20 protein-coding genes and 1 pseudogene are annotated in these 17,079 nt (G+C 44.8%); 20 read left to right on the forward strand and 1 reads right to left on the reverse strand.

Annotation, left to right across the window (positions count from 1 at the left end; genetic code table 11):
* The first annotated feature begins 9 nt into the window (after positions 1–9).
* From DWZ60_RS02385 to DWZ60_RS02470, 18 genes and pseudogenes are all read left to right on the forward strand, one after another.
* Positions 10–129 carry a dihydrofolate reductase gene (locus DWZ60_RS02385; protein ID WP_442857786.1) on the forward strand — a complete coding sequence of 40 codons (120 nt, stop codon included), beginning with the start codon at positions 10–12 and terminating at the stop codon, positions 127–129.
* A gap of 19 nt (positions 130–148) precedes the next feature.
* Positions 149–622, forward strand: coding sequence for a dihydrofolate reductase (locus DWZ60_RS02390; RefSeq protein ID WP_012740003.1), 474 nt, complete (start codon positions 149–151; stop codon positions 620–622).
* A 163-nt stretch (positions 623–785) separates the two neighbouring features.
* Positions 786–1,388, forward strand: coding sequence for a barstar family protein (locus DWZ60_RS02395; RefSeq protein ID WP_117761151.1), 603 nt, complete (start codon positions 786–788; stop codon positions 1,386–1,388).
* 107 nt (positions 1,389–1,495) lie between these two features.
* The gene (locus tag DWZ60_RS02400) at positions 1,496–2,074 is read left to right on the forward strand and encodes a helix-turn-helix domain-containing protein (RefSeq protein WP_117761149.1); all 579 of its coding nucleotides are present in this window, start codon (positions 1,496–1,498) and stop codon (positions 2,072–2,074) included.
* 765 nt (positions 2,075–2,839) lie between these two features.
* Positions 2,840–3,154 carry a YdcP family protein gene (locus tag DWZ60_RS02405; RefSeq protein ID WP_118024879.1) on the forward strand — a complete coding sequence of 105 codons (315 nt, stop codon included), beginning with the start codon at positions 2,840–2,842 and terminating at the stop codon, positions 3,152–3,154.
* A 21-nt stretch (positions 3,155–3,175) separates the two neighbouring features.
* The gene (locus DWZ60_RS02410; protein ID WP_118024880.1) at positions 3,176–3,553 is read left to right on the forward strand and encodes a YdcP family protein; all 378 of its coding nucleotides are present in this window, start codon (positions 3,176–3,178) and stop codon (positions 3,551–3,553) included.
* Positions 3,554–3,591: 38 nt separating this feature from the next.
* Positions 3,592–4,987, forward strand: a pseudogene (locus DWZ60_RS02415) (FtsK/SpoIIIE domain-containing protein).
* A gap of 151 nt (positions 4,988–5,138) precedes the next feature.
* A complete protein-coding gene (gene mobT, locus DWZ60_RS02425; protein ID WP_118024982.1) occupies positions 5,139–6,362 on the forward strand; it encodes a MobT family relaxase in 1,224 nt (407 codons plus the stop codon).
* Between the two features lie 51 nt (positions 6,363–6,413).
* A complete protein-coding gene (locus DWZ60_RS02430) occupies positions 6,414–6,635 on the forward strand; it encodes a hypothetical protein (RefSeq protein ID WP_002570387.1) in 222 nt (73 codons plus the stop codon).
* Between the two features lie 185 nt (positions 6,636–6,820).
* Positions 6,821–6,967 (forward strand): superinfection exclusion B family protein, encoded by a 147-nt coding sequence (locus DWZ60_RS17760; RefSeq protein WP_243038183.1) that lies wholly within the window; start codon positions 6,821–6,823, stop codon positions 6,965–6,967.
* On the forward strand, positions 6,901–7,326 hold the full coding sequence (locus DWZ60_RS02435; RefSeq protein ID WP_442857787.1) for a superinfection exclusion B family protein: 426 nt from the start codon (positions 6,901–6,903) through the stop codon (positions 7,324–7,326). Before DWZ60_RS17760 ends, DWZ60_RS02435 begins: the two co-directional genes overlap by 67 nt.
* 71 nt (positions 7,327–7,397) lie before the next feature.
* Positions 7,398–7,892 carry an antirestriction protein ArdA gene (locus DWZ60_RS02440; protein ID WP_118024884.1) on the forward strand — a complete coding sequence of 165 codons (495 nt, stop codon included), beginning with the start codon at positions 7,398–7,400 and terminating at the stop codon, positions 7,890–7,892.
* A 25-nt stretch (positions 7,893–7,917) separates the two neighbouring features.
* The gene (locus tag DWZ60_RS02445) at positions 7,918–8,406 is read left to right on the forward strand and encodes an antirestriction protein ArdA (RefSeq protein WP_181977591.1); all 489 of its coding nucleotides are present in this window, start codon (positions 7,918–7,920) and stop codon (positions 8,404–8,406) included.
* Between the two features lie 90 nt (positions 8,407–8,496).
* Positions 8,497–8,889 (forward strand): conjugal transfer protein, encoded by a 393-nt coding sequence (locus DWZ60_RS02450; RefSeq protein WP_118024886.1) that lies wholly within the window; start codon positions 8,497–8,499, stop codon positions 8,887–8,889.
* Positions 8,873–11,323 (forward strand): ATP-binding protein, encoded by a 2,451-nt coding sequence (locus DWZ60_RS02455; RefSeq protein WP_118031586.1) that lies wholly within the window; start codon positions 8,873–8,875, stop codon positions 11,321–11,323. Before DWZ60_RS02450 ends, DWZ60_RS02455 begins: the two co-directional genes overlap by 17 nt.
* A complete protein-coding gene (locus DWZ60_RS02460; protein WP_118024888.1) occupies positions 11,323–13,689 on the forward strand; it encodes a CD3337/EF1877 family mobilome membrane protein in 2,367 nt (788 codons plus the stop codon). Before DWZ60_RS02455 ends, DWZ60_RS02460 begins: the two co-directional genes overlap by 1 nt.
* Complete coding sequence (locus DWZ60_RS02465) at positions 13,686–14,690, forward strand: bifunctional lytic transglycosylase/C40 family peptidase (protein WP_118024889.1); 1,005 nt, start codon at positions 13,686–13,688, stop codon at positions 14,688–14,690. Before DWZ60_RS02460 ends, DWZ60_RS02465 begins: the two co-directional genes overlap by 4 nt.
* Positions 14,691–14,706: 16 nt before the next feature.
* Complete coding sequence (locus DWZ60_RS02470) at positions 14,707–15,615, forward strand: conjugal transfer protein (RefSeq protein WP_055227209.1); 909 nt, start codon at positions 14,707–14,709, stop codon at positions 15,613–15,615.
* 80 nt (positions 15,616–15,695) lie between these two features.
* Here DWZ60_RS02470 and DWZ60_RS02475 read toward each other — a convergent pair whose 3' ends face one another.
* Entirely contained in the window at positions 15,696–16,052 is a 357-nt protein-coding gene (locus tag DWZ60_RS02475; protein ID WP_118024890.1) for a helix-turn-helix transcriptional regulator, read from the reverse strand.
* Positions 16,053–16,213: 161 nt separating this feature from the next.
* Between DWZ60_RS02475 and DWZ60_RS17765 the strand changes: the two genes are divergently transcribed.
* On the forward strand, positions 16,214–16,393 hold the full coding sequence (locus DWZ60_RS17765; protein ID WP_055227213.1) for a helix-turn-helix domain-containing protein: 180 nt from the start codon (positions 16,214–16,216) through the stop codon (positions 16,391–16,393).
* Positions 16,386–17,078 carry a response regulator transcription factor gene (locus DWZ60_RS02485; RefSeq protein WP_055227215.1) on the forward strand — a complete coding sequence of 231 codons (693 nt, stop codon included), beginning with the start codon at positions 16,386–16,388 and terminating at the stop codon, positions 17,076–17,078. The genes DWZ60_RS17765 and DWZ60_RS02485 overlap by 8 nt, the downstream gene beginning before the upstream one ends.
* The last annotated feature ends 1 nt before the right edge of the window (position 17,079 follow it).

Below are 17,079 nucleotides of genomic sequence, written 5' to 3' on the forward strand. Positions count from 1 at the left end.
AATAATGTTATTGGTAGAAATGGTGAGATTCCTTGGAAAATCAAAGGTGAGCAAAAATTTTTTAAGGAACTTACAATCGGAAATATTGTAGTTATGGGAAGAAAATCTTGTTTACGAAAAAACAAATAAAAAACTTTAGAGGTAGAAAATGATTGGATTGATTGTTGCAAGGTCAAAAAATAATGTTATTGGTAGAAATGGTGAGATTCCTTGGAAAATCAAAGGTGAGCAAAAATTTTTTAAGGAACTTACAATCGGAAATATTGTAGTTATGGGAAGAAAATCTTATGAAGAAATTGGTCATCCACTTCCAAATCGCCAAAATATAATAGTATCAAAGACAATGAAATATGAAGGCGAAAACCTAATTACTGTATCATCTTTGGCAGAAGCATTGGCACTTTCTGACAATTCAAATATTTATATAGCAGGAGGGTATGGAGTATACAAAGAGGCTATCCCTTTTGTTGATGTAATGTACATTACAGAAGTAGATATGAATATCGAAGATGGAGATGTATTTTTTCCAGAGTTTGATGTAAATGATTTCGATTTGATTATAGGTGAAACATTTGGCGAGAATACTAAGTATACGAGGACTACATACATAAGAAAGAAGTAGCCATTGTAACCAGGACCTTCCAAGAACGTCCAGACAAATACAATATACTGCAATTTGAATTTGATACTGATCAATCTTGCTTGTTGAGTGTTATTCAAGATATTGAAAATGAAAATATGGTGATATGGTATGATTACACCAAAAATAGGAAGGCGGAAATTATATGCTCAATATAGATGCAAAAGGAATATTAAAAAACACTGGTAGAATAACCCCCATCTTTCCCGGCATTCGTCCTACCACAATGATTAAAAAAAACTGTATGACAACCTCTGTTCTTAGCTTTGATAGTGCTGTATCCTTGAACAAATCTATCCCCGCTTCCATTACTTTTATTTCACCGAAACATTATGCAAATATATTATGGCTCAACAAGTGTTTGGATATATATGAAGGTCCAAGAGTAATAGGCACTTTCATAGTAACTGAAATAACAAATCCTATCCTTGATGCAAATGCTGAAAAGTGGATATTCATTGATGGACGTGATATCCATACGCTTAATGATTTTTTTGACCAAATAGAACAGAAATTAACTTCTAAAATTGACTTCAAAATAGGTCGTAATATGAATGCTTTTAGCGACTTGCTGTGGGGTGGATTTGGCATTCACGAATATGCTGAACCGCTTCACATTGTTTGGATATATTCCACACAAAGCAGAAAGGCATTGGGAAACAAATATTTCGATACAATCATATCAATTATTGAAAACCACGAAAGTAATAACAAATACTTGGAACTATACGATGAACATATATTTTGATCTGTCTTTACGGGGCATCAGATTTCAAATATTAGATAAAATGTCCCTTTTTGACAAAGACTATCTTTCTTCCCTATGAGATAATGCTATATATACGGAGGATGCAAATGGAAAATACAATCGCAAAGAACATCATCTATTATGCTTATAACAGAACTAAACAACATGAAGTAGCAAAAGCGCTAGGCTATTCGACAAAGCAATTGACTAGAATTTGCAAGGCCGTTTTTAATCGTACCTATAAACAATTTCAGCGAGAACTAATTTTCTCCACCATTTTAGAACGAATACGTGACTGCAATACACCTCAATCAATTGCAGATGAATTCTTTAACGGGAATGTACATCAATTGTATGCCTATGTAAAATCTTTCTTAAATGTTCCTCCTAAACAAATCTCAACCAAAGGAGGGCACTATATGACTGCAGCCGAAATACAAATTCTCGAAACCAAAGTAATTACCATGTTGGCTACAAATCCAACCAGAAATCTTACTTTAAAACAATTAGGAGTTCCAAGATTTATTATCACAAATTTAAGACAAAAAGGATACAATATTATCTCAGTTCCAGGTCGTTATAATGGCGGATACAACCTTAACTATACCTCAAAGTCTAATTGTCTTAGCTGGATTAACAACATCCGCATATATCGATATGGATTACCCGGAAATTATTCCTTCTAAATCAGTTTTCAAATATTATTGTCATTTGATTGTCACTCAACTAAAAACGAGCCAAGGAACGCCGTAAATTCGGCATTTCTTGGCTCATGTACATTATTCAAACTCCAGACAGACAGTATGCCATATAAATAAAAATCATTGATTTTAAGGCATTTTCAGGAACTATCAACCACTAAAATCTATATGAAAACAGATTAAAAATGCAATAAAAATGCAATCGAAGTACATTCAGATTTTATAAGATAGACCAGCAAACCTCAATATCATCCCAAAATAGACGTTCAACAATGGGCGTCTATTTTTTGTTTCAAAATTAAATGGGGCTGAAAACAGCCCCGATGGGAATTGGAGATTTGACCCTCCCGGATTCTTCATGTCATGCCAGCCGTAATTTTTTCCATTGCCCCTGCACACTTTAGCAAAAATTCCCAGAAATTCCGTCGCCCACCATAATGCTTTTTACAGTTGTTATTATTGTCATAAGCGTACCTCCTGATATTATAAATCTCCACTGAAATCTACTTTTAAGTTGTTGGGAGTACATGACAGAGCTACATGAAAAAACACAAGCTAACAATCCTAACCATGACGATTTAATTTTTAACACCTAGATAATATCACAACCCTGTAATTTCTTCAATAGCCCCAGAAAGGATGTGATACTACGAAGAAATCACCACCGCCGGAGCGTTCCCCTCCGACTTTCAAACCAGAACCCAAAACTAACCATCAAACGCAACATTCAGAAAGGACAGGTACATCTATATGGAATTAAAATTCGTTATCCCCAACGTGGAAAAGACATTCGGCAACTTGGAGTTCGCCGGAGAAGACAAAACAGAACAGAGAAGAATCAACGGACGCATGACGGTATTCTCCCGCAGCTTCAATCTGTATTCGGACGTACAGAGAGCGGATGATATTGTAGTTATCCTCCCTGCCGAAGCCGGAGAGAAACATTTTGACTTTGAGGAACGTGTGAAGCTCGTCAATCCCCGTATCACCGCAGAGGGCTATAAAATCGGCACAAGGGGCTTTACCAACTACATTTTGCACGCTGACGATATGGTAAAAGCGTAAGGAAAAGGAGGACATCAGACTATGAGATTAGCAAACGGAATCGTGATTGACAAGGAAGCAACTTTCGGGGCATTGAAATTTTCTGCCCTCCGCCGTGAGATTCACCTCCAGAATGAAGACGGCTCGGTATCAGAAGAAATCAAGGAGCGTACCTATGACTTAAAATCCAGAGGACAGGGGCGTATGATTCAGGTTTCCATCCCTGCCAGCGTGCCGTTAAAGGAGTTCGATTACAACGCAGAGGTGGAACTTATCAATCCGGTGGCAGACACCGTGGCAACGGCTACTTTTCAAGGGGCAGAGGTGGACTGGTACATCAAGGCGGAGGATATTGTCCTGAAAAAAGGGGCTGCCATGAATCCGCAGCCGCCGAAGAAAGACGCTCCCCCTGTAAAATAACAGGAACATAAGAAGAACGCGAAAGGAGGATTATTCCCATGAAGCAGCTTTTCCCCCGTGGAAAACGTATCCGTCCCACGGATAAAGACCTTGTGTTCCATACTGCCCTTGCCGCTCTGTCCCCTGTATTCATGCTGGTTGTCCTGCTGTTTCATATCCGGCAGATTGCCGGAACCAACTGGCAGGAAGTGTCCTTCTCCCAGATAGCACAGGACGTAAATCTCCCTTACCTGTTATTCAGTATGGGCGTGGCAGGGCTGGTGTGCCTTACAGCAGTTCTTCTGTTCTGGCGATACCGCATGGATGGAGTAAAGCAGCTCATCCACCGCCAAAAGCTGGCAAGGATGGTGTTGGAAAACAAGTGGTATGAATCAGAGCAGAGAAAAGAAGACGCTTTTTTCAAGGACTTGTCTTCCAGCCGTTCCAAAGAAACCATCACTTACTTTCCCAAAATCTATTACAGGATGAAACAGGGCTTGCTCCATATCCGTGTGGAAATCACCTTGGGGAAATATCAGGAACAGCTCTTAAACTTGGAGAAAAAGCTGGAAAGCGGCTTGTACTGTGAGCTGAAGGATAAGGAATTAAAGGATTCCTACGTGGAGTACACCCTGCTCTATGACACCATTGCGAACCGTATCTCCATTGAAGATGTACAGGCAAAGGACGGCAGGCTCCGGCTCATGGAAAATGTCTGGTGGGAGTATGACAAGCTCCCCCATATGCTCATTGCCGGAGGAACCGGCGGCGGAAAGACTTATTTCATCCTGACCCTCATTGAAGCCCTGCTCCGCACCAACGCCGCCCTGTTCGTGTTAGACCCAAAGAACGCCGACCTTGCGGATTTACAGGCGGTTATGCCGGATGTGTACTACAAAAAGGAAGATATGCTCGCCTGTATTGACCGTTTCTATGAAGAAATGATGAAACGCAGCGAAGACATGAAGCTCATGGAAAATTACCGGACAGGGGAAAATTACGCTTATCTTGGGCTTCCTGCAAATTTCCTTATCTTTGATGAATATGTGGCATTTATGGAAATGCTTGGCACAAAGGAAAACGCCGCTGTCCTCAACAAGTAAACAAATCGTTATGCTTGGGCGGCAGGCTGGCTTTTTCCTGATTCTCGCCTGCCAGCGTCCGGACGCAAAGTATCTGGGGGACGGAATCCGTGACCAGTTCAATTTCCGTGTAGCTCTGGGACGGATGTCGGAAATGGGCTATGGGATGATGTTCGGGGAAACCACAAAGGATTTCTTCCTAAAGCAGATAAAAGGGCGTGGCTATGTGGATGTGGGAACCAGCGTTATCTCGGAATTTTACACGCCCCTTGTGCCAAAAGGACACGATTTCCTCAAAGAAATAAAAAAACTCATAGACAGCAGGCAGGAAGTGCAGGCGGCGTGCGAAGCGAAAGCCGCAGAAACGGACTGACCTGCTGTGGCTGGTGTGCCGCAAGGCACGCCAGCATGAACCCCTCGTATCTAACAGAGGGGTACAAATCGACAGGCAACAACCAAATAACAGGGCAGAATCCCACGGTACACAAGGGATTTTCCCATATCCGGCGTGTGTCAACAAGGCTCTGAAAGTTGACATACGCTTTTTTAGACAGGAGGGATTTTCACTGAATGAAGAAACATGGGTACGGGACATCAAAGAGAAACGGGAAGTTTACGGTATCTCACAACAGAAACTTGCCTTAGCTGCCGGAATCACCCGTCCGTACCTGAGCGATATTGAAACGGGCAAGGCTCACCCATCCGAAGCATTACAGGAAGCCATCACGGAAGCTCTGGAACGCTTCAATCCAGACAATCCCCTTGAAATGCTCTTTGACTATGTTCGGATTCGCTTCCCCACTACGGATGTGAAGCATATCGTGGAAGACGTGCTTCGGCTAAAACTCCCCTACTTTATCCATGAAGACTACGGATTTTACTCTTACACGGAGCATTACTATCTGGGGGATATTTTCGTTCTAGTATCGCCGGAACTGGAAAAGGGGGTGCTGCTGGAACTGAAAGGGCGTGGCTGCCGCCAGTTTGAAAGCTATCTGCTGGCACAGGAACGGAGCTGGTATGAATTTTTTATGGATGTTCTCATGGAGGACGGCGTAATGAAGCGGCTTGACCTTGCCATCAATGACAAAACAGGAATCCTGAACATTCCCCATCTGACAGAGAAGTGCCGGAATGAGGAATGTATCTCGGTCTTCCGCAGCTTCAAAAGCTACCGCAGCGGCGAACTGGTACGGCGTGGGGAAAAAGAATGTATGGGGAACACCCTGTATATTGGTTCCCTCCAAAGTGAGGTGTACTTCTGCATTTACGAAAAGGACTATGAGCAGTACAAGAAGCATGATATTCCCATTGCGGACGCAGAGGTAAAGAACCGCTTTGAAATCCGGCTGAAAAATGAGCGTGCCTTTTACGCCATCCGTGACCTGTTAGAACATGACAATCCAGAACAGACAGCCTTTCAAATCATCAACCGCTATGTCCGGTTCGTGGACAGGGACGATACAAAGCCCCGTTCTGACTGGCGTATCAGTGAGGAATGGGCGTGGTTTATGGGGGAACACAGGGGAAGCCTGAAACTGACAACCAAACCGGAACCCTATTCCTTTGAACGCACCCTGCACTGGCTCTCCCATCAGGTAGCACCCACCTTAAAGCTGGCTCTCCGTCTGGATAAGATGAACCACACCCAGATTGTCCATGACATCATCACCCATGCAAGGCTGACGGAGAAGCATGAAAAAATCCTGAAGCAGCAAGCCGCCGCTGCAAAGGAGGTGGTGCTTTAACGGCGGCAATCTTGGAAGCTAAGAACTCTTACAGGAAAGAAAGGAGCTTTTATGAATTTCGGACAGAATCTTTACAACTGGTTTTTATCCAACGCCCAGTCCCTTGTGTTGCTGGCAATCGTGGTGATTGGACTGTACCTCGGATTTAAGAGGGAATTTTCCAAACTTATCGGCTTTCTGGTGGTGTCCCTTGTAGCGGTCGGTCTGGTCTTCAATGCTGACGGTGTAAAGGACATCTTACTGGAACTGTTCAATAAGATTATCGGAGCATAGGAAACCCATTTTACACTTCCGTTATGGAGCAAGCCTTGATTGCTTCATGGCGGAAGTCCACTAGGGGCTTGGGGAGCGTAACTCCCCAAAAGAAAGAAGATGTAATATGATAGTGTATGATAATTGAGATAAACTAAGAATGGTGGTATAATTTCTTTAATAGTAATTGAAAGTGGAGGAAATGTATGAAAGATTTTATTGATTTTTTGAAATTACCGCCGAACATTTTAGGAGCTTTATCTATTGCCAGTGGTACATTATTATTATTGCCTCAAAAGTTAGCCCAAAAGTTTTATATTATAAATTTTCGAGAAAATATGGTTTTACAATAGGCATTGTTTTTGTGATTTCCACAGCTTTACTAATCGTTTTATTACTATCTAAAATTTTTCATTTCTTTTATGACAAGTATGCTTCTAAGAGATTGGGAACTGCTCAGATTAAATATTTGAAAAATATGACACCAGAACAGATGACAATCATTCGGGAGTTTTTACGTGAACCAACTCACACCCTGCCATTACCCATGAACAATGGATTAGTAATAGAACTTCAACATTTACAAATATTAACCCCTGCCGGACAAACTCATTTAGTAAGTATGTTAGACCCACAAATCAATTATTTTTTACAACCTTGGGTAATTAAAAAAATCAATAGTGATGAAGAATTAAAGCGAATATTTTATTAGAAAAATGGCAACTGACAAACAAAGTTAGTTGCCATTTTTTTCTAAGAAAGGACGTGATACTGATTGAGGAAATGAGAATCTACATCCTGAACACCACACGGTTTTACCATGAGGATTTTGAGGAATATCCTGGGGCATGGTTTTCCTGCCCTGTGGATTTTGAAGAAATCAGGGAACGTCTTGGGGTTCAGAGTGAGGAAGAAATCGAAATTGAAGACTATGAGCTGCCCTTTCCATTGGAGGGCAACACAAGGCTCTGGGAAATCAACGCCCTTTGCCGGATGGTACAGGAAATGCAGGGAACGCCCCTCTATTATGAAATGGATGTAATACAAAAGCGGTGGTTTTCCAGCTTTACAGAATTTATCGACCACAAAGACCAGATACGCTGCTATCCGGTGCAGGACGGGGAATCCCTCACCCGTTATCTGGTGCAGGAGGTACAGCTCTTTGGAGAAGTACATCCAGACCTGTTGAACCATATCGACTACGCTGCCATTGGTCGGGAACTGGAAACCAGCGAAAACTACCTGTTTACAGACAATGGTATCTTTTATTACCGCTAAAAGGAGGTAGAGGAACTTGGAAGAAATGCGGATTTACATTGCCAACTTAGGCAAATACAATGAGGGCGAACTGGTGGGGGCATGGTTCACGCCGCCTGTGGACTTTGAGGAAGTCAAAGAGCGTATCGGTTTGAATGATGAATATGAGGAATACACCATCCATGATTATGAGCTGCCCTTTGAGATTGACGAATATACCCCCATTGAGGAAGTCAACCGCCTGTGTGAAATGGTGGAGGACTTACCGGAGTACATTCAGGAGGAACTATCAGAGCTGCAATCCTACTTTGGCAGTATCGAAGAACTCTGTGAGCATGAAGACGATATTATCTGCCATTCCGGCTGTGATGATATGGCGGATGTGGCTCGCTACTATCTGGAAGAAAGCGGACAGCTTGGGGAACTTCCGGCACACTTACAAAACTATATCGACTATGCTGCCTATGGGCGTGACATGGAATTGGATGGAACCTTTATTGTCACGAACCACGGCGTATATGAAATCATACGATAGACCCGTCTGTATCTCTTTTTGAAAGTACAGGCGGCTTTTTTATTTCAGGGGCGGCTTTTGCTGCCCCATCTTTTAGAAAGGACGGACAACATGAAGAAAATACGAAGCTATACCAGTATCTGGTCGGTGGAAAAGGTACTCTATTCCATCAATGATTTTAAGCTGCCATTCCCCATCACGTTCACACAGATGGCGTGGTTCGTGGTATCGGTACTTGCAGTGATACTCTTGGGGAACCTTCCTCCTCTTTCGTTCATTGACGGGGCATTTTTAAAATATTTCGGCATACCCTTTGCCCTCACTTGGTTCATGTGCCAGAAGACTTTTGACGGGAAGAAGCCTTACGGCTTCCTGAAATCCGTACTGGCATATCTGGTACGCCCGAAACTAACGTATGCAGGAAAGCCCGTGAAGCTGGAAAAGGAATATCCGGCACAGCCCATCACGGCAGTAAGGAGTGATATTTATGGCATATCCGATTAAGTATATCGAAAATAACCTTGTGTTCAACCATGACGGGGAGTGCTTTGCTTACTATGAGCTGCTTCCCTACAACTATTCCTTTTTAAGCCCTGAACAGAAGTATCAGGTACACGATTCGTTCCGGCAGCTTATCGCCCAGAACAGGGACGGGAAGATTCACGCCCTGCAAATCAGCACGGAATCCAGCATACGGGCGGCACAGGAACGCTCCAAACAGGAAGTGACAGGCAAGTTAAAAGACGTTGCCTGTGCAAAGATTGACGCACAGACCGAAGCCCTGATTTCCATGATAGGGGAAAATCAGGTGGACTACCGCTTTTTTATCGGCTTTAAGCTGCTTGTCAATGAGCAGGAAGTCACCATGAAGCAGTTTGGCAGGGAAGCAAAGACTGCTGTTTCCGACTTCCTCCATGAAGTCAACCACAAGCTCATGGGGGATTTTGTTTCCATGAGCAATGAAGAAATCTGGCGGTTTCAGAAGATGGAAAAACTACTGGAAAATAAAATCTCACGCCGTTTCAAAGTACGGCGGCTTGATAAGGACGATTTCGGCTATCTGATTGAACATTTATACGGGCAGACCGGAACCGCCTACGAAGATTATGAGTATTATCTTCCGAAAAAACGGTTTCAGGAGGAAACGCTGGTGAAATACTATGACCTCATCAAACCCACCCGTTGTCTGATAGAGGAAAACCAGCGGTATCTGAAAATCGAACAGGAAGACGGGACAGTCTATGCTGCCTACTTTACCATCAACAGCATTGTTGGGGAACTGGACTTCCCATCCTCGGAAATCTTTTACTATCAGCAGCAGCAATTCACCTTTCCCATTGATACCTCTATGAATGTGGAGATTGTGACAAACCGGAAAGCCCTCTCCACGGTGCGGAACAAGAAAAAAGAGCTGAAAGATTTGGACAACCACGCATGGCAGAATGACAGCGAAACCAGTACAAACGTGGTGGACGCTTTAGACAGCGTGAATGAGCTGGAATCCACCTTAGACCAGAGCAAGGAATCCATGTATAAGCTGTCCTATGTGGTTCGTGTGACGGCTCCCGACTTGGAAGAACTGAAACGCCGCTGCAATGAGGTGAAAGATTTTTATGACGATTTGAACGTGAAACTGGTTCGCCCCTTTGGGGATATGCTGGGGCTGCATGGGGAATTTCTCCCTGCCAGCAAACGGTATCTGAACGATTATATCCAGTATGTCACCAGTGACTTCCTTGCTGGTCTTGGCTTCGGGGCAACACAGATGTTGGGGGAACCGGAGGGCATTTATATCGGGTACAGCCTTGATACAGGAAGAAACGTGTACTTAAAGCCTGCCCTTGCCAGTCAAGGGGTAAAAGGCTCCGTCACCAACGCCCTTGCTGCCGCTTTTGTCGGCTCCCTCGGCGGTGGAAAATCATTCAGCAACAACATGATTGTCTATTATTCCGTATTATTTGGGGCACAGGCACTCATTGTTGACCCGAAAGCGGAACGGGGACGTTGGAAAGAAACCCTGCCGGAAATCGCCCATGAAATCAATATCGTAAACCTGACCTCGGAAGAACAGAACAGGGGCTTACTCGACCCGTATGTGATTATGGAAAACCCAAAGGATTCTGAATCACTGGCAATCGACATCTTGACCTTTTTAACGGGCATTTCCAGCCGTGACGGGGAAAAGTTCCCTGTTCTTCGGAAAGCCATTCGTGCGGTGACAAACAGTGAGGAACGGGGGCTTTTCAAGGTGATTGAGGAACTTCGGGCGGAGGGAACCACCATCAGCACCAGCATAGCCGACCATATCGAATCCTTTACGGACTATGACTTTGCACACCTGCTCTTTTCGGATGGAGATGTCACACAGTCCATCAGCTTTGAAAAGCAGCTCAACATCATTCAGGTGGCAGATTTGGTGCTGCCAGATAAAGAAACCTCGTTTGAAGAATACACCACAATGGAGCTGCTTTCCGTGGCAATGCTCATTGTAATCAGCACCTTTGCCCTCGACTTCATCCACACCGACCGCAGCGTGTTTAAGATTGTGGATTTGGATGAAGCATGGAGCTTCTTACAGGTGGCACAGGGCAAGACCCTTTCCATGAAGCTGGTTCGTGCCGGACGTGCCATGAACGCAGGCGTTTACTTTGTGACCCAGAACACGGACGATTTGCTGGATGAAAAGCTGAAAAACAATCTGGGCTTGAAGTTTGCGTTCCGTTCCACGGACATCAACGAAATCAAGAAGACCCTCGCCTTTTTCGGGGTAGATTCCGAAGATGAAAACAACCAGAAGCGGCTCCGTGACTTGGAAAACGGACAGTGCCTTATCAGTGATTTGTACGGGCGTGTGGGCGTGATACAGTTCCATCCTATCTTTGAAGACCTGTTCCACGCCTTTGATACCAGACCGCCCGTAAGAAAAGAGGTGGAATGATGGTGATACATAGAACTTCCAACCGACCGCAATTCCCAGTTCCTCATCACACAAAAAAGGGCTTGTCTTGGAAGACGGCAGGAAAAGTGATTGGCAGGGTGCTTCTGGCACTCCTGCTCATCCTCCTGCTGCTTGCAGTCTTCGGCACAGCCGCCCACGCTGCCGGACTGGTGGATGATACGGTGGACGCTGCCAACGAATACAGCAAATATCCTCTGGACAACTACCAGCTTGATTTTTATGTGGACAGCGGATGGGACTGGCTCCCGTGGAACTGGCTGGACGGTATCGGAAAACAGGTGATGTACGGGCTGTATGCCATCACAAATTTTATCTGGACAATCAGCCTGTATCTTTCCAACGCCACGGGGTATCTGATTCAGGAAGCCTACTCACTGGACTTCATTTCCTCTACGGCGGATTCCATTGGGAAAAATATGCAGACCCTTGCAGGCGTTACCACAGGCGGCTTGTCCTCGGAGGGATTTTATATCGGGTTTCTGCTGATTCTCATTCTGGTGGTGGGGATTTACGTTGCCTACACAGGGCTTATCAAACGGGAAACCACAAAAGCCATCCATGCCGTTGTCAATTTCGTGGTGGTGTTCGTGCTGTCCGCTGCCTTTATCGCTTATGCTCCTGATTATATCGGGAAAATCAATGAATTTTCCGCAGACATCAGCAATGCCAGCCTGACCCTTGGTACAAAGATTGTGCTGCCTAACTCGGAAAGTCAGGGAAAAGACAGCGTGGATTTGATACGGGACTGCCTGTTTTCCATTCAGGTCAAGCAACCGTGGCTCCTGTTGCAATATGGCAATTCAGATATGGAAAGCATTGGAGCAGACCGTGTGGAAAACCTGCTTTCAACCAGTCCAGACGAAAACAACGGACAGGACAGAGAAGAAATCGTAGTGGAGGAAATCGAAGACAGGGAAAACACGAACCTTACCATCACAAAGACCATCAATCGTTTGGGAACCGTCTTCTTCCTGTTCATGTTCAATATCGGTATCTCCGTTTTTGTATTCCTGCTCACGGGGATAATGATTTTCTCACAGGTGCTTTTTATCATCTACGCCATGTTCCTGCCTGTGAGCTTCCTCCTTAGCATGGTTCCCTCTTTTGAGGGGATGTTCAAACGTGCCATTACGAAACTGTTCAACACTATCCTTACCAGAGCCGGAATCACCCTGATTATCACGGTAGCGTTCAGTATTTCCACCATGCTCTACAACCTGTCTGGGGAATATCCGTTCTTCCTGACGGCGTTCTTGCAGATAGTGACCTTTGCCGGAATTTATTTCAAGCTGGGAGATTTGATGGGGATGTTCTCCTTACAGAGTGGGGATTCCCAAAGCATGGGGAGCCGTATCATGCGAAGACCCCGTATGCTCATGCACGCCCATATGCACCGTTTACAGCATAAGCTAGGACGTTCTGTGGCGGCTTTTGGAACTGGAACGGCTGCATACCACGCAGGAAAACAGGCTGGCTCAGACCATAGAAATGCTTCCCACTTCGGCTCTTCCAAACGCACACAGGCAGACCACAGCAGACCAGACGGACAGGCAGCACCGGAAAAAGAATCCGTATGGAAACGGGCTGGTTCTGCGGTAGGTGCGGCGGCAGATACCAAAGATAAGATAGCCGATACTGCCGGACAGCTTCGGGAGCAGGCAAAGGATTTGCCCGTCAATGCAAAGTACGCCCTTTACCACGGGAAAACACAGGTATCAGAGGGAGTACGGGATTTTACTTCCAGCGTGACCCAGACCCGAACTGCCAGAGCGGAACAGCGAAACGCACAGGCAGAAAGCCGCAGACATACCATTGCAGAGCGCAGGGCGGAACTGGAACAGGCAAAACAGCCGCAACAGAAAGCTTCCGAAGCACCCAAAGGGGCAGCTCCTGTCCATGAACGCCCTGTTACTGCAAAGCAGCCAGAAGATTTCCGACATCATGCAGTAAAACCAGCCATGCAGCCTGCTTCCCTATCCATCAGGGAACGGGGACAGGTTCCTTATGGGGAAACTGTGGCAGAACAGGCTTCGGTTCCGGTGGTAAAAGCTGCTTCCATCCACCATGAACAAACGCCACCTGTAAGGACAGAACGCCAGATAGTCCCATCTGCTTCCCTATCCCAGCCAAATGAAAGACAAAAGACGGCTCCCACTATCACACAGGCTACTCCCCGTCCGGCAAGACCTGTCCAGAATGATACGGCTCCTGTGATATCGGAAAGAAAACGGGCTGCCCCTGCGGTAAAAGAATCAAACTTTACCATCCGGCGTACCACCGCCAGAAAGGAGTGGACAAAAACGGTAAAAGCGGCTGCCAAACAAAAGAAAGGGGAGAAACCATGAAATTAAGACACCTTTTCTTTGCCTGTTCCGGCGTGTTCGTGATGATGTTCTCCCTGCTCCTTTTGGTGGTGATTGTCTTCTCGGATGAGGAAGACGGAGGAAGCGGCGGAAATCTTATCTTTGGGGGCGTGAGCGTATCACAGGAAGTCCTCGCCCATAAACCTATGCTGGAAAAGTATGCAAGGGAATATGGCATAGAGGAATACTTAAATGTGCTGCTCGCCATCATTCAGGTGGAATCCGGCGGCACACTGGAAGACGTTATGCAGTCCTCGGAATCTCTGGGGCTTCCCCCAAACTCCCTTAGTACAGAGGAATCCATCAAACAGGGCTGCAAATATTTCTCGGAACTGCTCGCAGCGGCAGAAACAAAGGGCTGTGACTTAAACAGTGTGATTCAGTCCTACAACTACGGCGGCGGCTTCCTAGACTATGTGGCAGGGCGTGGGAAAAAATACACTTTTGAACTGGCAGAGAGCTTCGCAAGGGACAAATCCGGCGGAAAGAAAGTCACCTACACCAACCCTGTTGCGGTAGAGAAAAACGGAGGCTGGCGGTATTCCTACGGAAATATGTTCTATGTCCTCTTGGTATCGCAATACCTGACCGTGGCACAGTTTGATGATGAAACGGTGCAGGCTATCATGGAGGAAGCCTTAAAGTATGAGGGATGGACGTATGTGTACGGGGGTGATTCTCCCTCCACTTCCTTTGACTGTTCGGGACTGGTGCAGTGGTGCTATGGCAAGGCAGGAATCGCCCTGCCACGGACAGCACAGGAACAGTACAATGTAACGCAGCACATCCCCCTGTCCGAAGCAAAAGCAGGGGATTTGGTCTTTTTCCACTCTACCTACAACGCCGGAACCTACATCACCCATGTGGGACTGTATGTGGGAAATAACCGGATGTACCATGCCGGAAATCCCATTGGTTACGCAGACCTGACAGGCTCCTACTGGCAACAGCACCTTGCTGGAGCCGGACGAATCAAACAATAAGAAAGGATGAACCGATATGATTCAGATTAGAAAAGAGGAAAACCAGAAAAAGCAGAAAGAAAAGAAACTGAAAGTCTACAAAGTCAATACCCATAAGAAAACCGTGATTGCCCTGTGGGTGCTGCTGGCAATGAGCTTCCTGTTTGCCGTCTATAAGAATTTCACGGCGATAGACATTCACACTGTCCATGAAACGAAAGTGATTGAGGAACAAATCCTCGACACTCACAAGATAGAGAATTTTGTGGAGAATTTCGCAGAAGTCTACTATTCATGGGAACAGTCCGCCGCTTCCATTGACAACCGGACAAACGCTTTAAAAGGGTATCTCACCGGAGAGCTGCAAGCCCTGAATGTAGATACTGTCCGAAAGGACATCCCCGTATCGTCTGCCCTGACCGATTTTCAGATATGGGAAATCACAGAAGAAAAAGAGCAGCATTATCAAGTGACCTATACGGTGGAACAGCGTATCACAGAGGGGGAATCCAGTAAAACCGTCCGTTCCGCCTATCAGGTGACAGTCTATGTGGACGGCTCTGGAAACCTGACGATTATCCAGAATCCAACCATTACCAGTGTTCCCGTAAAATCCGGTTACACTCCCAAAGCGGTACAAAGTGACGGTACGGTGGATTCCATCACCACAGAGGAAATCAACGAATTTCTCACCACCTTTTTCAAGCTGTACCCTACGGCAACCGCAAAGGAACTGACCTATTATGTAAATGAGGGTGTGCTGAAAACTGTGGGAAAAGAGTATATTTTCTCGGAACTGGTAAATCCGGTTTATAACCGAAACGGAAATCAGGTGACAGCTTCCCTTGCAGTAAAATATCTGGATAACCAGACCATGACAACACAGGTATCACAGTTTAACCTTGTACTGGAAAAGAACGGGGAAAACTGGAAGATTGTGAAATAAGCTATATAAAACAGAAGACACATTGTATTTCTCAAAAAATTACAATGTGTCTTCTCATTTTAAAATTCTGTTCTGGACATTCACCTGTCCTCTGCTTCGACTTCGGCTATCTCTTTTGCTGTGGCGGTGACTACCCGTATTCCTTTCTCACTCATACTATCAAGCAATGTATCAAGTTGTCTGCGTTGTGTATCTTTTTCCGCGGATTTATTCGGAAAAAAGAATTGGTCTACGGATATATCATAACGTGTTACAAGCTCATAAAAAATTTGTAAACTCGGCTGTTGCCCTTTATTCTCAATATTAGCAAGATAACGTGGTGAGATATACATTTCATCACTTACTTTCTTGCGGCTCTCTTTTCGTTCGGTTCTCGCTACTTTGATAGCTTGTCCGAAAGCCTTAAAGTCATATTTAGCTGTTGGTCTTTTTGCCATATTTATTCACCCATATACATTCTACTGTTCCTCTTTCATACTGAATACGTCTATACAGTTCCTATTTGTAGCCATAATAATTCATATGTTTGCACTTGCTATTATTCGTATGTCCGACTATAATTATGATAATATGGTTTATAGAAAGGACTGGGACTGTTATGGAATATATGTCTTGCCCCGAAGCAGCTAAAAAATGGGGCATTTCTGAACGACGAGTACAGATTCTTTGTAAGGAAGATAGAATACCGGGAGTTTCAAAAATCGGTTATATGTGGTTGATACCAAAGGATGCAGAAAAACCTGTTGACGCAAGGAGAAAGGAGTTTAAGCATGAGTAACTTATTACTTTTAGAAGATGATATTAGCTTAATAGACGGGTTGCATTACTCTCTAAAGAAAAATGGTTTCTACGTTGATATTGCCCGTACTGTTGAAGAAGCAGAAAAGCAATTAGCACAAATCGAAAAATACGATTTGCTTATTCTTGATGTGACACTGCCGGACGGAACAGGCTTTGAGGTTTGCGAAAATGTGCGGAAACATAACAAACAGATACCGATTATCTTTTTGACTGCTTCTGATGAAGAAGTCAATATTATTCGTGGCTTGGATTGCGGCGGGGACGATTATGTTACAAAGCCCTTTAAGTTGGGGGAACTATGTTCCCGTATTCGTGCCTTGTTACGACGTGCAGGAGTAACACCGCAGGACAAGGCAAGTGTATTGAAATGTGGGGACATTTCGATTGACTTTTTAAGTTGCCGCGTAATTTTGAACAATAAAATACTAGAACTGACAAACGCAGAATACCGTCTGCTTTGTCTGTTAGTACGAAATGCAAATCGCATTGTTTCCAGAGATATTATTCTAAATGATTTATGGGACGGTACAGGAAATTTTGTTGACGATAACACCTTATCGGTTTATATCCGGCGGCTTCGCGAAAAAGTGGAAACTGACGCTTCCCACCCGCAGCGCTTAATAACCATTCGCGGCTTTGGTTATCAGTGGAAAGAGGTGTAAG

The sequence above is a fragment of the Blautia sp. AF34-10 genome, from assembly GCF_003477865.1.
In the GTDB taxonomy this organism is placed as follows: domain Bacteria; phylum Bacillota; class Clostridia; order Lachnospirales; family Lachnospiraceae; genus Fusicatenibacter; species Fusicatenibacter saccharivorans.